This is a genomic window from Polyangium jinanense (assembly GCF_028435265.1).
Taxonomy (GTDB): domain Bacteria; phylum Myxococcota_A; class Polyangia; order Polyangiales; family Polyangiaceae; genus Polyangium; species Polyangium jinanense.
This window is the reverse complement of the sequence record NZ_JAGTJK010000034.1, coordinates 1-17,123: the sequence shown is the minus strand read 5'-3', so window position 1 is coordinate 17,123 and position 17,123 is coordinate 1. Positions and strand designations below refer to the sequence as shown.

The 17,123-nt window shown below is 68.0% G+C and carries 11 protein-coding genes and 4 pseudogenes; 4 read left to right on the top strand and 11 right to left on the bottom strand.

The features are described from left to right. Positions 1–344: 344 nt before the first annotated feature. Positions 345–956: a hypothetical protein gene (locus tag KEG38_RS38205; RefSeq protein WP_272425368.1), complete on the bottom strand. Its 612-nt coding sequence runs from the start codon at positions 954–956 to the stop codon at positions 345–347. Between the two features lie 644 nt (positions 957–1,600). Here KEG38_RS38205 and KEG38_RS38200 point away from each other — a divergent pair. Both KEG38_RS38200 and KEG38_RS38195 read left to right on the top strand, forming a co-directional pair. Further along, positions 1,601–2,278 (top strand): hypothetical protein, encoded by a 678-nt coding sequence (locus tag KEG38_RS38200; protein WP_272425367.1) that lies wholly within the window; start codon positions 1,601–1,603, stop codon positions 2,276–2,278. Positions 2,279–2,703: 425 nt separating this feature from the next. Then, on the top strand, positions 2,704–4,662 hold the full coding sequence (locus KEG38_RS38195; RefSeq protein ID WP_272425366.1) for a vWA domain-containing protein: 1,959 nt from the start codon (positions 2,704–2,706) through the stop codon (positions 4,660–4,662). A 333-nt stretch (positions 4,663–4,995) separates the two neighbouring features. Here KEG38_RS38195 and KEG38_RS38190 read toward each other — a convergent pair whose 3' ends face one another. The 6 genes and pseudogenes from KEG38_RS38190 to KEG38_RS56185 all read right to left on the bottom strand — a co-directional run. Next, positions 4,996–6,039 (bottom strand): glycosyltransferase family 2 protein, encoded by a 1,044-nt coding sequence (locus KEG38_RS38190; protein WP_272425365.1) that lies wholly within the window; start codon positions 6,037–6,039, stop codon positions 4,996–4,998. After that, positions 6,036–7,235 (bottom strand): hypothetical protein, encoded by a 1,200-nt coding sequence (locus tag KEG38_RS38185; RefSeq protein ID WP_272425364.1) that lies wholly within the window; start codon positions 7,233–7,235, stop codon positions 6,036–6,038. Before KEG38_RS38185 ends, KEG38_RS38190 begins: the two co-directional genes overlap by 4 nt. Before the next feature lie 51 nt (positions 7,236–7,286). Next, a complete protein-coding gene (locus KEG38_RS38180) occupies positions 7,287–8,795 on the bottom strand; it encodes a sensor histidine kinase (RefSeq protein WP_272425363.1) in 1,509 nt (502 codons plus the stop codon). Continuing rightward, positions 8,785–9,483 carry a response regulator transcription factor gene (locus tag KEG38_RS38175; protein WP_272425362.1) on the bottom strand — a complete coding sequence of 233 codons (699 nt, stop codon included), beginning with the start codon at positions 9,481–9,483 and terminating at the stop codon, positions 8,785–8,787. The genes KEG38_RS38180 and KEG38_RS38175 overlap by 11 nt, the downstream gene beginning before the upstream one ends. Further along, positions 9,483–10,225, bottom strand: a pseudogene (locus KEG38_RS56190) (IS5 family transposase). The gene KEG38_RS38175 and the pseudogene KEG38_RS56190 overlap by 1 nt, the downstream one beginning before the upstream one ends. A gap of 86 nt (positions 10,226–10,311) precedes the next feature. Continuing rightward, positions 10,312–10,596: pseudogene (locus KEG38_RS56185) on the bottom strand (transposase); the annotation flags it as partial. A gap of 570 nt (positions 10,597–11,166) precedes the next feature. On the opposite strand from KEG38_RS56185, the gene KEG38_RS38155 reads away from it, so the two are divergent. After that, complete coding sequence (locus tag KEG38_RS38155) at positions 11,167–11,958, top strand: hypothetical protein (RefSeq protein ID WP_272425434.1); 792 nt, start codon at positions 11,167–11,169, stop codon at positions 11,956–11,958. Positions 11,959–12,309: 351 nt separating this feature from the next. Here KEG38_RS38155 and KEG38_RS38150 read toward each other — a convergent pair whose 3' ends face one another. Both KEG38_RS38150 and KEG38_RS38145 read right to left on the bottom strand, forming a co-directional pair. After that, entirely contained in the window at positions 12,310–15,507 is a 3,198-nt protein-coding gene (locus KEG38_RS38150) for a peptidoglycan-binding protein (protein ID WP_272425361.1), read from the bottom strand. 2 nt (positions 15,508–15,509) lie between these two features. Then, positions 15,510–15,647: a hypothetical protein gene (locus KEG38_RS38145; RefSeq protein WP_272425360.1), complete on the bottom strand. Its 138-nt coding sequence runs from the start codon at positions 15,645–15,647 to the stop codon at positions 15,510–15,512. 174 nt (positions 15,648–15,821) lie between these two features. Here KEG38_RS38145 and KEG38_RS38140 point away from each other — a divergent pair, with 174 nt between their 5' ends. After that, positions 15,822–16,223 carry a hypothetical protein gene (locus KEG38_RS38140; RefSeq protein ID WP_272425359.1) on the top strand — a complete coding sequence of 134 codons (402 nt, stop codon included), beginning with the start codon at positions 15,822–15,824 and terminating at the stop codon, positions 16,221–16,223. On the opposite strand, the pseudogene KEG38_RS56180 reads toward KEG38_RS38140, so the two are convergent. Further along, a pseudogene (locus tag KEG38_RS56180) lies at positions 16,208–16,626 on the bottom strand (IS5 family transposase). The gene KEG38_RS38140 and the pseudogene KEG38_RS56180 sit on opposite strands and share 16 nt — an antisense overlap. A gap of 86 nt (positions 16,627–16,712) precedes the next feature. Then, positions 16,713–16,997 (bottom strand): annotated as a pseudogene (locus tag KEG38_RS56175) (transposase); the annotation flags it as partial. Positions 16,998–17,123: the final 126 nt, after the last annotated feature.

Genomic DNA, 17,123 nt, shown 5'->3' with positions numbered 1-17,123 from the left:
CGCTGAGCTGGGGCGTTGCCCCAGGCCCCACCAGGGGCTATCCGCCCCTGGACCCGGACCAGCGCAAGCGCTGGACCCGGGGTCGATGAACTGCGCGATGCGCAGTTCATCGAACAGGCCAGGTCAAGACCAGCTACGACCCTGCCAAACAAGACAGCCACGCTGCCCTTTCAACGGGCAACGCGGTCCAACCGGCCCGTTGGAAGAACTGCGCGGAGCGCAGTTCTTCCATCACGAGTCCAGGGCTTGCCCTGGTCCGGGTCGAGGGGCGGATAGCCCCCGCGGGGTCCGGGGCAGCGCCCCGGCGCGGCGGCCCCAGCCCAAGAAGAGGCCAATGCGCGCGCCTACAAGAGCACCACGCAATCGAACCCGCCGATCGACAGTCCCCAGTCGTCCCCGATGTTCCAGCGACGGAGCTCGGCGTCGATGATGCGGAGCGCCTCGTCGGCGTGGCGGAAGTCGTGGATGCGGCTCGACCAGTTCCACTGGGGGCTCGGCGCGTCGCTCGGGTCGGCGCAGGCCCCGAGCCCCAGGCCTTCGACGCTCATCTCCCCGAGCGCTTTCTGCATCGCCCCGTGCACCGACAAGCTGAACGCATGGAAGTGCACCTTCGGGCACGCGACGGGATCGGCGTCGGGGGCGTCGCATTCATTCAGATCGCGACGGCTGTAATCGATCCGGCGCGTCCCGTGGCCGTGGACGCGAACGTAATACTGCGGGGCGTCCGGATACTGGCCCCGACAGGTCTTCAGTGGCTCGAACGAGACCCCTTCGGCGCTCGGGACGAGCGTGATCTGCGAGGGCTGCCCCTTCACCCTTGCCTCCGGGCAGTCCGTCGCGGCCAAGCGCGGCGGGGGAGGCGCGCAGCCGACGAAAGCGGCGCAAGCCACGAGGACGAGGACGTGAAGCCGCATTGTCACGAGCGCTTCGCGCCCGAGGGCTCGTTGTCTGAGCATGCCATGTCTTCTCCAGCGGACGTCTTGATGAACCGTGCACGCGCTGTCCAGGCAGCGATCGTGCCAGCCCGAGCCGCCAGCTCCGACGCCACCGAAGGCACGTAGCTGTCGACAGGGCGTCCACGCCCCCGCTTCGGTTGTGGACGCCCCGTCGACAGCGCTCGGGCGAGGATGCCGAGAAGGAAGATCGCGGTCGCTCTCCGCGAATCGCCTCCTGCACCGCCGCGAGTCGGCCCCCGCCTGCGCGCCCGCCGACCTCGAGCGCTGTGAACCGCCGATCCCTGGGCGCGTCCTCCCCCCTGCGGCGCCGCAGGCCGCCCTCCGCGCTCACCCGCACCCGATCGATGGCGCCCGAGGTCGCCGATCCCGCTCCGGGAACGCCGACCTCGGGCGCCGCAAGTCGCCCTCCGCAAGGCCGTCTCCCATCCTGCAGCGCCGCAGGTCCCCGAACGCGCTCTCCGCCCCCCATCCTGCGGCGCCGCAGGTCCCCGAACGCGCTCTCTGCCCCCCATCCTGCGGCGCCGCAGGTCCCCCTCCGCGCTCGCGCGAGCACGATTTGGCCGCCCTCCGCCCGCATCGGTCCTTTCTCCGCTCCGTCCGACGCCGCGGTAACCATCCCCGCAACCCTTTCGAGAGGTATTCCCATGGGAGAAATCATTCGCAAGAACGCGGCGGCCGACGACATCATCGCCGACGCCCAGACGACCCTCACCCAGGCCAAGGCCCGCGGCAGCCGCTGGCACGAGCTCGCCGAGGGTCGCCTCGGCTCCGCACTCGCCCTGCACGCGGGCGTCGAGGCCCAGCGCAAGGCCGCCGAAACCACGCTCACCCCGCTGCGCGCCCAGATCGACGCCCGCAACGACAAGGCCGACAAGACCATCGGCAAGGTGTACGATATCGTCTGGAACGAGATCGGCCGCCCCGCCCACGACGCGGCCCTCGCCGTGATCTTCCCCGACGGCATCGCCTACTACGCCGAGGGCGACACCAACGAGCAGCCCGATCGCATGGATATCCTCGTGCAGCTCCTGCAATCGGGCATTCACCCGAAGCTCTCCCACGCGACCGCCACGAGCGCCGCCGCCGAGATCATGGCAGAGAGCGAGGCTCTACGTGCCGCCCTGGAGGCCGCCCGCAAGCCCGCAGCGCAGCTCAAGGTCCTCGGGCGCGTGCGCACCTCGCTCGCCCGGGTCGTGCACGCAGAGCTGTCGAATCTGAAGCGGCTCTACAAGGCTGAGGGATTCAGCGAGGCAGAGATCCACGCAGTCATCCCCGACCGCCCCACGGCAAAGCCAGCAAAGAAGGCTGCGCCGACCGAGTGACCTGGGAGGCGCTGCGCTGGGGCGTTGCCCCAGGCCCCACCAGGGCTATCCGCCCCTGGACCCGGACCAGCGCAAGCGCTGGACCCGGGGTCGATGAACTGCGCGATGCGCAGTTCATCGAACAGGCCGAAGCAAGACCAACGACGATCCTGCCCATCAAGACAGCCGCTGCCATTTCAACTGGCAACGTTGTCCCACCGTCCCGTTGGAAGAACTGCGCATCGCGCAGTTCTTCCACCCTCGGTCCAGGCCGTGCCTGGTCCGGGTCGAGGGGCGGACAGCCCCCGCGGGGTCCGGGGCGGCGCCCCGGCGCGGCGGCCCCAGGCGCCATGGGACCAAGGTCCTATATCCGGCGCCCGCGGGCTCATCGTAAAGGACGTGAAGACATCAGGGAGCGCATCTCTGATGGGGAGGATTGCTCCGTCATGTCAGCACCCAATACCCAATCTGCGTCCGCTGAAGGGCTCGACCTCGTCTTCTGGAACCCGTCGGGGTACCGGTGGAATGGCCCCGGCGACTGGAACCAGTGGCGTTACATCCCCGATGGGCTGGGCGGCGAGATCGGCATTCGATTCGGCGTCAGCGCTGGCTTCGGCACCTTCGACTGGAACCTGGGGGGCGTGCCCCCGCGCGGTTCGGTCAATGACGGCACCGGCGCCTCGTCGTTCGGGAAGAACGAGCAGACGGGCATGGCGTCGAAGAGCGTCAATGCGATCCGCATGCAGGCGAACAAGCAGTTCACGGGCGCCCGGAACAACTTCACGGTCGAGCTCGACTTCTCCCGCTACAAGGGCTCGAGGGTCGGGGGCAAGGACGGCGTCGCGGGGGCAAACACCCTCGTCGGCGTGAGCGACATCTACGCGGGCCTGACGTACGCCAAGACGACGGTCACCATCACCGGCACGCTCGAAGGCGGCGGCGCCGCCAGCCCGGCTGGCTGGAAGCTGTACAATGGCGGCGTCGCGCCGAACACCTCGGGGGGCAATCAGCCGAGCGCGCAGTTGAGCCTCGTGAACGGCGTGCTGCAAGGAACCAACAGGCCGGCTCCCGGGGGCCAGGCCAATTCGATCGACACCGTGATGGGCCTGGTGCGGCTCGACGCGGCCGGCTGCAAGACCCTGCGCTTGAGTTATGACCTCTACCCGATGCCGGGTAGCTGGGGGCCGCGCGTCGACAATTCGGGGCTGTACGTCGCCTCCGCCTTCCCGCGCAAGCCCGCCGAGCCGCCCAAGCCCGTCGAGCCGCCGAAGGCACAGGAGCCGCCCAAGGCCGCCGAGCCGCCCGCGAAGCCGGCCACCCCCACGGTCGTGATCAAGGACCCCGGGAAGCCCGGGACCACGACCAGCTATACCTACACGGTGAAAAACCCGGACGGCTCGATCGCGGGCAAGGGCTGCTTCACCTACGAGACCCCGGCCGACGGCGGCCCGCCGAAGCTGGTCGCGTTTTATTACCACGACAAGGTGGTCGGCACGATCAACCAGAGCAACGTCCAGACGTTTTATTTCGATGGAGAGGGTGACGACAAACGCTTCACGTTCGTCACGGGGACCCCGGCCAAGGGAATCTGCAGCCTGACCGCCGACACGACCCTGCCGGCGCAGCTCACCGGAATCGGCGGCGAAGGCCCGCAGAGCTACCTCGGCAAGACGATCGACTTCCCGAAGGTCGCCACGGGGACCACGGTCGCGGAGGAGAGCACGTCCGTTCCTCAAGTCGATCTCGTCGTGGTCATCGATTCGAGCGTGTCGATGAAGGACGAGGCGGACGCGCTGAACCAGGCGGTCGCCGCGGCCATCGAGGCGGCCAAGACCAAGTGCCCCTCGGACCTGCGCGTCACGTACCTGGGCATCGAAGGGACGTTCAAGAACACGCGCTTCGAGACCACGGTCCGCAATTACCTGACCGACGTCGCCAAGGCAGACGAGGCGGCACTGCGGGGTCGCAAGAAGGGCACGGTCTCGGGCGGCGGCGCGCAGGAGGACGGGGCGCGCGCAATCGAGGACGTGATCACCCATTACGACTGGCGACCCAGCGCCAAGCGCGCGGTCTTCTTCCTCGGCGACGAGGCATTCGAGGGCGGCGGCAACGTCGACAAGGACGACATCGCCGAGGCCAACCGCGCCATCGACGCCGCCAAGAAGAACGACGTCCGCGTCCACACCTACCTCGGCACGAGCGGCGCAAAGGAGAAGCAGCGCAAGGCGCTGGAGGACGAATTCGCGCGCGTGGCCACCGAGACCGGCGGCAAGGCCTTCACCTCGAAGGACGCGCTGAACGGCTTCCAGGCCCTCCTCGAGAAGGTGATCTGCGGCAGCAAGTCGAGCACGGCGACCACGACCGAGTTCTGCTGCTGCCAGGAGTACGTGGAGTCCGAAGGCTGACGCAAACCGCCGCGCCGGGGCTCTGCCCCGGGCCCCGCGGGGGCTGTCCGCCCCTCGACCCGGACCAGGCACGGCCTGGACCGAGGGTGGAAGAACTGCGCGATGCGCAGTTCTTCCAACGGGCCGGTGAGACGGGGTTGCCAGTCGAAATGGCAGCGCGGCGGTTTCGGTTTGGCAGGGTCGTCGCCGGTCTTGCCTCGGGCCTGTTCGATGAACTGCGCATCGCGCAGTTCATCGACCCCGGGTCCAGCGCTTGCGCTGGTCCAGGTCCAGGGGCGGATAGCCCCGGTGGGGCCTGGGGCAAAGCCCCAGCGCAGCGCCTGCCAAGATGCATCACGCAGCCGCCGTTGCCAGCCGATCCCTGTCCCCGTGATACGACAGCGCCTTCCCCCGGAAGCCGCCGTCGTGCACGCCGAAACGCGCGCCGAATGTCGAGCGCAGGATCGACCCCACGGCGTCTGCCGCCGAGATGCCCCCCACGAGCAGCAGGCATGCGGCTTTCCGCGCCCCATCGATCTCGGAGAGCCCTTGCTCGCCCACGGCCCGCGCGGAGAAGCCCAGACGCACCGAGAGCACCCCGAGCGGCGACAGCGGGCCGAGCCGGCTCAGCCATTGCCATTCCGCGGGCAAGAATGCGCGGCCGAGATACGGGGTGATTTCCACGGTATCGGCGCCACGCAAGAGGCGCAGGCGCAGGAGCTCGGCGGCGCTGTCGGGGAACCGGTGCGTCGTGTGCGCGGCCGGCTCGAAACGGATGCGCACCCCGTCCGCGGCGAGCCGCAGGCCGAGCGCCTGGCAATGGCCTCGGTAAATGCCCTCCGCGGGCTGGTACCGCCGCGCTGCGAAGACGTCGCGCCGGAAGGCGACGTTGTTTGCATAAAAGTTTCGCGTCGTGCCCTCGCCGAGGGGGCTCGGGAAGTACATGAAATCGATCGCGGTCGCGGCGATGCCGAAGAGGTCGTCCCGGTACGTAGTCCGGCCGGCCACGACCTCGGTGCCCGGATCCGCGGCGAAGGGCGTGAGCAGACGCTCGAGCCAGGCGGGGTCGGGCCAGCAATCGGCGTCGCCGAAAACCACGACGTCCGCGGTGGTGGCGTCGAAGCCGCGGTTCTTGGCATCGTAATACCCGACCTCCGCGCCGATTTCGAGAAACCGTACCTCGCGCCCCATCGCCTCCCCGAGGCGCGCTTGCTCCCGAGGAGAGAGGCCGTCGTGCGTGATCACGATCTCGTCGAGCTCGCGGAGCGGGAACGTCTGCGCCCCGAGGTGGCGGAGCAGGCGTTCGAGGCTCTGCACGATACGCTCCTTTTCGGTGGTGCCTCGCAGGTTGTTGGTCTCGAGGACGAGGGCGGCGCTGGGGCGATTCGTGGTCTTCATGAATGAACCTCCTTGGGGTGTTGGGTCGAGACGGAGAGCATCCGCCGCGCAGGGGTGGATGCGGCGATATCGAGGAGAATGCGGGCCCAGCTCTCGTGGATCCTGCCCACGAGGGCGGAGGCCGAGGGGCGCGCGAGGGCCGCGCCCGCCGAGGGGCCGAGGGCGCGGAGGGAGCGACGCAGGCGGGTTTCGAGGCGGCCGGGGGCGTCGAGCTCGACGCCGGCAAACGCGCCCGCGGGGCATGACGCGAAGACATTCGTGTTTTGCCGTTGCTCCGGCTGGTCCGTGAGGAGCGCGAGGAGCGGGACCCCGAAGAGCCGCGCCATCCCCACCGCGCCCATGCCCGGCGCCGAGACGAGGAGATCCGCCGCGGCCGCGACGCTGCCGAAATCGGGATCGTAAGGCCGAAAGGCAGGGCGCGCGGCATACCCCTCGCCCACCGCGTGCATCACGTACCCCTCCGCAGCGAGGGATTCTTCGATGGCCGAGGCCACGGCCGGATCCGCGAAATGGGGATTGAGGTACACGGCCGCGAGGCGCGCGCCCGGGGCAAGGTTGAGCGAGGCCCGCACGTCGGCCGCGGACCTACGCGGCGCCGCGACGATGGGCAGGAGGCGGTGGCTTCGTCGCGCAGGATCCCCATCCCCGGCGAGGGGCGCGGCGAGGGTATGCTCGATCCGCGCGTGGGCCCGATCCCGCAAGGCCCGCACGAGCGCGCCGAACCCCTTGTGGGCGAGCGCCGGGCCGCGGCCCTCGAAATGGCCCTCGATGGCGCGCCAGATGTTCTCGCCATACACGTGGACCACGGGGCACGGGAGCGCGTGGCCCTCGCCGGCCGGGCGCGAGCCAGTGAGGAGCAAGAGCGGGTGGAAATCGTTCACCACGTACGCCGCGCCCCGCGCGAATTCGGAGAGGCGCCCGAGATCCGCGGCGCCGCGGCTCGGGGTGAAGAGATATCGCAGAATACACGCCTCGGTCCGGGCCCGGGCCATGTTCTGGTGGGCGTCGTAGGCCAAGCTGTAATGGGCGGACAAAAGCTCGGAGGGCGTGCCAAGGGCCTGGAGGAAGGACCGACCCTCCTCCGAGGTGGTCATCACGTCCACGCGAACGCCGTGCCGGGCGAGCAGGCCCCGCACGAGGTGAGCGCGCATCAAATGGCCGCGGGCGTCCGCGGCGGCGAGCCATACGATCCGCAAAGCAACCTCCCTTCGACACGAGGAGGTTGCACCCGCCGTATGGACGGCGCGCTAGCGCGGGGGTGAAACGTCGTCGGAAGGGATGTGGACGCCGTGTGAAACGAGCGGGAGGCGGAGGAGGAAGAGCGCGCCTTTCCCCGGCTTCGATGCGGCCACGAGGCTGCCGCCGTGGGCCTCGACGATGGCCTTGGCGAGGGCGAGGCCGAGGCCCGTGCCCTGGCCCTTTCCCGCGGGCCGGTCCGTGAAGAATCGGTCGAAGATACGCGGCAGGTTCTCCGGCGGGATGCCGGGACCGGTGTCCTCGACCTCGATCACGCATTGCCCGGCCTCCGCGCGGACGCGCGCCCGCACGGTGCCGCCCTCGCCGGCGAAATCGGCGGCGTTGTCGAGCAGGTTGCGGACCGCCGCCTCGATGCGGGCCGGGACGACCTCGACCGGCGCAGGCGCGGCGTCGAGCTCGAAGGTGATGCCCGCGTGGCGCTCGTCCTTCTGGAGGGCCGAGGCGATGGCGGCGACGAGCTCCGCGGCATCGAGCGCCGTCCGCTCCTCGCTGGGCAAGCCGGCCTCGGCGCGCGCGAGCTCGAGGAACTGGCTCACGAGCGCGTCGAGCCGCTTGCTCGAATCGAAGAGGACCTGGCGCAGGCGTTCGATCCGCGCGGGGTTCGGCGGGCCCTCGCCGGGCAGGGCCTCGGCGGCGGCGCGCACCGCGGCGACCGGGCTCTTCAGCTCGTGGACGAGGTCGGCCATGAAGGCGTGGTTCTTCTGGCTGCGCTCGGCGATCGCGGCGAGCAGGGTGTTGAAGGCGCCCGCGAGGTCGCCAAACTCGTCCTTTTCGCGCACGGGGATCGGCGGGCCGGAGAGGGGACGCGAGGCCCGATCGAGGACCTCGGCGCGGAGCTCCTCGATGGGCCGGACGATGCGGCGGCCGAGCCACCACGCGAGCGCGAGGCCGCCGACGAGCACGAAAAAGCTCAACTTGAGGAGCGGATACCGCACGTCGGAGATCGCGCGGATGACCCGCGGCGAGCTCTTCTGCGCAAGCACCACGCGCGCGGGGGTCGTCAAAGGGACACGCAGGGCGGCATGGCAAACGAGGAGCTTGCCTCCGAGCGCGCGCTCGCAGCCCTCGGCGTGCCCCTCGGCAAGCGCGCGCTGGACCTCGGGACGCTCGGCGAGGCGCGGCGCGAGCTCCTCGTAGGTGCGAAGCGTGGGCGCGCCGTCGGGGCCGAAGAAGAGATCGCCAATCCGGTCCCGCAGCGAGGTGGCCGGTTCGTGATCGTGATCCGCGACGACGACCCCCGCGCCGTCGATCACGCGGAGCCGCACCCGCTCGCCCGCCGCGGCCTCTTCGATCGACGCCGCGAGCGTGGAGGAGGCGTCGGGGTTCGTGGCGACGATCGATCGAGCCGCCTCGGCCGCGCGAAGGACGCGGGCACGCATGCGATCCTCTTCGCCTGCGTCGTCGTACCGGGCGCCGAAGACGATCCCCACGGGCGCGAGGACGACCGCGAGGACCACGGCGAACGTACGGCGCCGGAGGGAGTGCTTCCTACGCGCCACGGTCCTTGTACCGATACCCCGCGCCGACCACGGTCTCGATGCCGTCGAAGGCCGGCTCCACGGCCTCGAACTTGCGGCGCAGGCGTCGCACGTAGGTGTCGACGAGGCGCGCGTCGACCACGCTCTCGTCGCCACGCGCGAGCTCGAGCAGCCGCTCGCGGGAGAAGACGACGCCCGGGCGAGCGACGAGCGCCTCGAGGAGGCGGAACTCGGTGAGGGTCACGGCGATCGGCGTGTCGTGGTAGCGCGCCTCGATCCGCTCTGGATCGAGGCGCAGTGGCCCCGCAGCGACCACGCCCCGGGACGTCGCCGCGCTGCCCGGCGCCTGCTTTCGGCGCAGGAGCGCGTGCACGCGCAGGAGGAGGACGCGGGTGCTGAACGGCTTGGCCACGTAGTCATCGGCGCCAAGCTCGAGCCCGAGCGCCTCGTCGATCTCGGAATCACGCGAGGTGAGGAGGATGAGGGGCACGAGGTTGCCCGCCTCGCGCAGGCGCCGGCACAAGCTGAAGCCATCGAGGCGCGGCATGTTGACGTCGCTGATCACGAGGTCCGGGCGATCCCGCGTGATTCGAGCAAACCCTTCGAGCCCATCCTTCGCGACGATCACCTCGTGCCCCGCGTCCTCGAACGCGAGGGAGAGCACGGAAGCGAGCGCAGCGTCGTCCTCGATGAGGAGAAGTTTTCCCATCAATGCGCCTTCGCTTTCCGAAGCCGCTGCGCTGGGGCGTTGCCCCAGGCCCCACCGGGGCTATCCGCCCCTGGACCCGGACCAGCGCAAGCGCTGGACCCGGGGTCGATGAACTGCGCGATGCGCAGTTCATCGAACAGGTCGCGTCGATACTGGAGTTCCCTCGCTCTGTCGCTCCCGTCATGCATCGGGCCCCTCCCCTGGAAGCGGTCGCCGGTCGAATCGCGCGCCCTCGGACGCCGGAAGAACGTGGACGAGCATGTTCGGATGCATTGCGCCGATTTCGACGAAGGTGGCTCGCGCTTGCCGCAACGACTAGAAGTCATCTCATAAAAATAGGCGAGGAGCGCCCTGAGGTACAGGACGATGCATCCGAGGTGGACGAAGCCGAGGAAGTTCTCGGCGTAGCGCTCGTACCGTACCACCATGCGGCGGAAGCTTTGGAGCCAGGCGAAGAGGCGCTCTACCTTCCAGCGGCGCTTGTATCGGCGGAGGGGGCGGAGGTCTTGGGTAAGGCGCTTGCGATTCGAGCGATTGGGCGCGCGATCAGCTCGATCCCCCGCTCCTGCGCGAGCCGCGCGTCGAGCGCGTCGCTGTCGTAGGCCTTGTCGCCGATGAGGCGCTTGGGGAGCTGGGCGAGGAAGCAGTTATCGAGGGTTCGCTCAACGAGCGTGACTTCATGCGGCGAAGCACTTTCGATGCAGACGGCGAGAGGAAGACCAGAGCCGTCTGCAATGGCCATGATCTTGGTCCCCTTGCCACGCTTCGTTTTCCCGACGCAGCGCCCCCCTTTTTGGCGCTCACGAACGTGCCGTCGATGAACGCCTCGCTCAAGTCGATCTGCCCTCGGTCACGTAAGTCCCCGGCCAAGGCGTAGAGGATCCGTTCGAGCGTGCCGTCCTTCGACCACTGCTGGAACCCCCGATGACACGTCTGGTAGGGCGGATATCTCTCGGGCAAGTCGGCCCATCGGGCGCCGGTGCGCAAGATCCACAAAATGCCGTTGAGCACCTCGCGCGCATCCTTCCACGGCCTGCCACGGCGATCGGCGCGCACGCGCGGAGCTGGGATAAGCGGCTCGAGGAGCGCCCACTGAGGGTCTGTCAGGTCCATACCCGCATATGTCGCCAGCACCAAAAATGTACCGACCGCTGGAGCGAGGTTCGTTCGATTGATCCTACAAAGTAGGAGGTTGGCGCTGATAGACCTACTGGACGGTTTGTGAGATGAGTTCTAGTGTCATTCAAAAGACGCGCAAGCGAGGACATCGCCATCCGTAGCGCGCCCGGAGAATACGCACCGCCACGCAGGGCGGGAAATGTGCATGGCGCAGGCGCAGCTCGGCGAACGACGCGGCAGCCGGGGTATTCCATCAGCCAGCGTGTACGAGAGCGGGTGGAGGAGACTGGGCAAAGACGGGAGGGCACTTCAGGAAGACGCGATTCCGGGGACTCTCCTGGCGGAGGGAGATGTGTCCTCGCCGGGTGGAGCCGGAGATCATCCGGCAGATCCGCGATCTGGCGGCCCGCGGCTTGGGCGCCGAGCGAATCGCGCGAGAGCTGAAGGTCGCCCGCAATACGGTGAGACGTTGCCTGCGGGGTGGCCACGCCCTGATTGACGGACGGAACCGGAAACCCAATGAAATGCATGACGCGAGTCTGTCGGCTCCGAAGACTGCGAACCATGATGGGTCCGCGGGAAGGGACACGACTGCGCGCGATACACGCAGGAGGGCAGGTCATGGCAACAAAGCATTCGAAAAAAATCGAGTCCACGGCGGAACCGGCGCAGGAGTTCGTGACCGAGGTGCTCGAGCGGAGCGAGGTGGAGGGCCTCGAGCTCGTGCTGGAAACGCAGGTCGCCGACCTCGAGACGCTCATGCCTGGCAAAGCGGTGCCGAGCGAGACGTTGGTCAAGGCGATCTTCGCGCATTGCGCGGAGCTCAACCAACTGGCTAAGGAGGCCGCCGCCCGCTCCGGGAGCCACTTGGCTGCCGCGGAGGCCGGCGAGGACGAAGATGAGGTGGCCCCTGACTTTTCTTTCCCCACCTTCGAGGCTTTCCTCGCGAACGAGGCCGCCGCCACCGAGGCTGCCCAGGAGGGCGCAACGTCCGAGGCTGGGGCCCCGCCCAAGAGCCTGGTGACAACCGTGGCCGCGAAGCTCGTCTCCGCGCTCGGCATTGAACCGAGCATGATCACCGCAATCATCTTTGCGGTGCAGGTGGCGGACAAGAAGAGCTGGCAGGAGCTGATCGGTCACCTCAAGGCGAAGCGCTTCGCGAAAGCCAAGAAGCCCTTGAAGAAGGTCCTGAACGCGATGCGCTCGAGCAAGTTCCGGAAGGAACTCGCGAAGCGGGTCGGCGCCAAGGCTGCCGCGAAGACGGTGGCCAAGGTCGCCTCGAAAGCCGTCCCGTTCGTGGGGTGGGCTACCGTGATTGTCGGCCTCGTCTGGGCCTTCGCCAGGCAGATCCGCTGAGCCTGTAGCTGGCGCATCGACGAGAATGCGCCGTTTCGCGCACACGAAGGCGCGCCCCCCCGCGGGTACGGGGGGCGCGCCTTCGTGTGCGCGAGGCGATCGTGAAGTCTGACCGACCGCCGTCGCACCTACCGCATTCTCGCAGACGTCAAGCCCTCCAGCGCCAGCCCCCCGATTTCCGCGCCAGGGAGGGCAGACCATGTCCATCGGTGAATTCCTCGGTTCAGGCAGCAATGGACGTATCCGGGCCGGCTGCGCTCGGCACAGCCGGCCCGGATACGTCGCGCGGCGGCGCGTTCAGGGCGCTACGCATCGACAAAGGTGGGGCATGATGGCCTGGAGCTGCGCGAGCTATACGCCGCCGCGCGTCGGGCGGCCGGGCTTCGGCGCTTGGGCCACCTTCGCGCCGAGCTTCGCGAAGGCCGCGCGCGTCTTCGGGCCGTAGGTGCCCGTGGCCTGCAAGCCGTGTTTGGCCTGGAACTTCTTCAGCGCCGCCTCGGTTTGCTCGCCGAACGTGCCCCGGTCCGCATTCACCTGGGCCTTCGTCATGTGGCCGAGCTTCACCAGCGCATTCTGGAGCTGCGTCACGGCCGCGCTCTTGACGCAGCGTTTCATGCCTGTCCCCGGGAGTGGCATCCCACGCAGCGGAAGTCTCGGCGGCGCCACCACGGTTTCGTTCGTCATGTCCTCTCTCTCCGAATCGAGCACGATGGTCGCGTCGCTCGGCTCGTCCCCCGCGACGGTGGTCGTGGTGGCGCCTCTGCCTCCCGCCGAAAATGCCTCCACCCCGTAACGCCCCGACCTCGTGATCGGCAGCGTGAAGGAGCCGTCCGCCGCCGAGATCGCGGCGACCTCGGGATAAGGCGCGTCGCCTGCGCTGATCGCGACGGTGGCGCCGGCGATGGGGCGTCGTTCACGGTCGATGACCCGGCCCCTGAGCATCGTCGCCGTACGCTCCCGCGGCCGTTCCCCTGCGCTCTCCGTCGCGGGCGCCTCTTCTCTGCGCGGCGCGCGTCGCCTCGGCCGCGGATTCGGCGCCTCCGCCCCCGCCTCCGCCGCCCATTTCGTCAGGTTGCGGAGCACCTCGGCGGTGATCCGCGTCCCCGAGTTGAACTTCACGCTGGGCGTGGTGCCGTTCGTGTGGATCGCCATCACGATGCGCCTCCCATTCGGGAGCGTGACCCACACCGGGCTGCCGCTCTGACCGCCGAACGTATCGATGTCGTACTGGACCCGCCGCGTCCCGATGTTCTGGAGCTTTCGCGCGTGGAAGAAGAGGCGCCGGCCGAGCTCTCGATCCGAAGGGTACCCCGCGATGTTCGCGAGGACGCCCTCGAGCTCCGCGTTCGAGGCCGGCATGGGCACGAAGAAGCCACTTTCGAGCCTGATGGGCTCGTCGAGCAGGATGACGCCGTAATCGTACTCCGACGACTTGTCCTTGATCCACCCCTCCGCGGCGCGGAACTTCTTCCCCACCACCGAGCCGAACGGCCTCGCGTCCGAATCGAGCGCCGGGGTGACCTCCACGGATTTCATGAAGCCTCCGAAGGCGTGGGAATAGACGCAATGCCCCGCCGTGACGACGGTGCGCGGATTGATGAGCCAGCCCGTGCCGATGAACCGCTTTCCATCGGAGCTGGTCATGCGCAACGAGCAGATCGCGCGCCAGGGCAGCGCCGTCGTCGGGGTGATGAGCCGCCGATCGTCGACGGTGCCGACGATGGTCTCGGTCGCCGTGATGGGGGCCAGGTAGGCTGGGTCGAACAGGGTCTCCGGCTCGGACGCGGCCTCGATCGCGAGCGTGGCTTCCACCCTCGTGGGCTTGGCGGGGCGCAGGACAGGGTCGGAGGGCGCAGCGCCCGTTTCGAGCTCATGCTGGAGCTCGGCGGCGACCCCGCCGGCGCGCCGATACCCAGGTACGAACTCCAGGACTCCCTCCAAGGGAGCGACGTTGGTCTCCTCCCCCCGCTCCCCGGCAAACCCGACGTTGGTCTCGTCCCCGTGCTCCGGGGCAGACCCGACGCACGGCCCGGAAGCGACCGGCTTTCCACGTGCGCGCGATTCTGTCTCCTCCATGTCCGCCTCGTCCATGTCCGCCTCGTCCATGTCCGCCTCGTCCATGTCCGCCTCGTCCATATCCGCCTCGTCCATGTCCGCCTCGTCCATATCCGCCTCGTCCATATCCGCCTCGTCCATGTCCGCCGTTTCCGATCGCCTTGAGCCTCTCGGCGGGCTCGCGTCGTTGATGTGACCGCAGGACACGTCCACGGCCGGCTCGCCCTCGTCGAAGCGGATCGTCGTGAGCCCGTTCTTGTCGGTCCGCGCCCAGCGCAGGTCGCGCTTGGCGCGTGTCCTCTTCATGAGATCGATCGTCCTCGCGTTCGGGTGCCGGCTGCTCTTTTCGCCGGCGCATATGCCGAGCAATCGGGGATTCCCCATGAGCTCGAGGAGCTCTGCGCTGATTCCGTTGTCGCTCCCGTGATGCGACAGCTTCACGAAGTCGTAGGGAGCGTCCTTCCGGATGGCCCCGAGGATCTTCTTCATCCCAGCGAGCACCGTGGGGTCCGTGGTTTGCGGATCCGCGAGCTGCATATCCCCGGTGAACAGGAACTTCTTGCCTTGATATGCGAAGACCAGCACCGAGCTCTGGAGGTTCACGAACTTCGATACGCGGGGAATTCCCGCCTCCTCGACCCCCCCGGCCTCCTCGTCCTCGGAGGCGAAACGAGAGGCGAACCTGCGGTAAACCTCGAGCTCACGCGCCTCTTTGGCCTCGTCGGCCTCCTCGTCGGGGCTCCCGGTGCTCTCGGCCGCGAGCACTTTCTCGATTTCGACGCTCAAAGTCTCCAGTCCCCCGGAGATGCCCTCCGCGCAGGCGGCGACGTGTTTTCGGGTCGGGCCGAGGAGCTTCAGGGAAACCCTGCGGCGCGAGAGCGCTTCCACGAGCGGCCGGACCGCGGGGTCGTCGCTCCCCAAAAACGGAATGACCCGCGTTCCTTTGCGGGCCAGCGTATTCAGCATCTCGCGGTACTCCTCGTCCATGCGCTGCGCCGCTTCGAGGAACGCGCTCTCCTCGCCGGCGTCGTCGAACTCCTGCGGCTCCTCGCGCAGGGCCGCCGCGATCCGGAGCGCGGAGGGCGATACCTCCGGCGCCGCGCGTTCCCTGCCCGCTTTGCCCCAGCCGAGCTCCGGATGCGCCACGAGCGCCCATTCGGCGACGAGGTGCCCGTCGCGCACGAGCCGCGGCAGGCACCCGATGTGATCCTGATGCGCATGAGAGACGATGAGGAGGGTCACCACGGATGCGCGACCTCGCTGCGGCAGGAGCGGCTTGATTTGCTCCTGAATCGAGCGGTGTCCGTCTTTCCGCCGGTAATTAGCGGGGTGGGCCCCGTCGATCATGATAGAGATGTCGCCGAAGCGGCAGAGCACTGCATCGCCGTAGGGTTGTTCCCCTACGTCGAGCAACGTGAGCGTGAACGGCGCCTCGGCGGAAAGGGCGGGGCGCGCCTCGGTCCCGCCCGCGTCCTCGGGTGTTTTACGGGCCATGGTCATACCTCCACGTGATGCACATCGGGCGTTCGTGTCGCCGCCGCGAAATGCTCCTCGCTCATTTCGTTGTAGAGCCTGCCCGACGCCGCAAGGTCCTGCCGCGTGGCGATCGTGTTCGTGCACCGATCCGTTGCCACGTGAAACCCAGACACCATATTGACAGAGGATCCGAGGTCGAGGCGGACGTCGACCCGAGCGGGAACCGGTGGCGGGCTGTTCGACGCGCCGCCACCAGCTCACTCGTCCATTAGCACGGAGAAGGCGAAGGAGAGCTGCGATGCCAGCTAGGAAGCGAATGAAGGAGGACTCCGATGGCTAACCCGAACCCCTCCGCGATCACCAATCCAATGTGGAACTTCTGGCTTGCGTTCAAGGCCCTGGAGCCCTCCGTAAGGATGGGCGGGATCTACGCCAACAAGCCCGGGTACCACAACAAGCGCTCCAACCTCCCCAAAAGTGACTACTCCGTCCGGTTGGCTGCCGACAAGACCGGCCCGAACCATGCCGCTGCCATCGACCTCTCCCTTCCACCTGCGAAGATGAAGATCTACTCCAGCCGGCTGCTGAAGTCCGGCAAGGACATGAAAGACGAGCGAGGCAACTACCTCCGGGAGTTCTACGGCACCATCAACGGCCGAAGCGTCGTGGGCTGGGACTTCCAGTCCGTCACCGCGGCAACCTCTGATACCACTCGAACTCATCTCATAAAATAGGCGAGGAGCGCCCTGAGGTACAGGACGATGCATCCGAGGTGGACGAAGCCGAGGAAGTTCTCGGCGTAGCGCTCGTACCGTACCACCATGCGGCGGAAGCTTTGGAGCCAGGCGAAGAGGCGCTCTACCTTCCAGCGGCGCTTGTATCGGCGGAGGGGGCGGAGGTCTTGGGTAAGGCGCTTGCGATTCGAGCGATTGGGCGCGCGATCAGCTCGATCCCCCGCTCCTGCGCGAGCCGCGCGTCGAGCGCGTCGCTGTCGTAGGCCTTGTCGCCGATGAGGCGCTTGGGGAGCTGGGCGAGGAAGCAGTTATCGAGGGTTCGCTCAACGAGCGTGACTTCATGCGGCGAAGCACTTTCGATGCAGACGGCGAGAGGAAGACCAGAGCCGTCTGCAATGGCCATGATCTTGGTCCCCTTGCCACGCTTCGTTTTCCCGACGCAGCGCCCCCCTTTTTGGCGCTCACGAACGTGCCGTCGATGAACGCCTCGCTCAAGTCGATCTGCCCTCGGTCACGTAAGTCCCCGGCCAAGGCGTAGAGGATCCGTTCGAGCGTGCCGTCCTTCGACCACTGCTGGAACCCCCGATGACACGTCTGGTAGGGCGGATATCTCTCGGGCAAGTCGGCCCATCGGGCGCCGGTGCGCAAGATCCACAAAATGCCGTTGAGCACCTCGCGCGCATCCTTCCACGGCCTGCCACGGCGATCGGCGCGCACGCGCGGAGCTGGGATAAGCGGCTCGAGGAGCGCCCACTGAGGGTCTGTCAGGTCCATACCCGCATATGTCGCCAGCACCAAAAATGTACCGACCGCTGGAGCGAGGTTCGTTCGATTGATCCTACAAAGTAGGAGGTTGGCGCTGATAGACCTACTGGACGGTTTGTGAGATGAGTTCTAGTG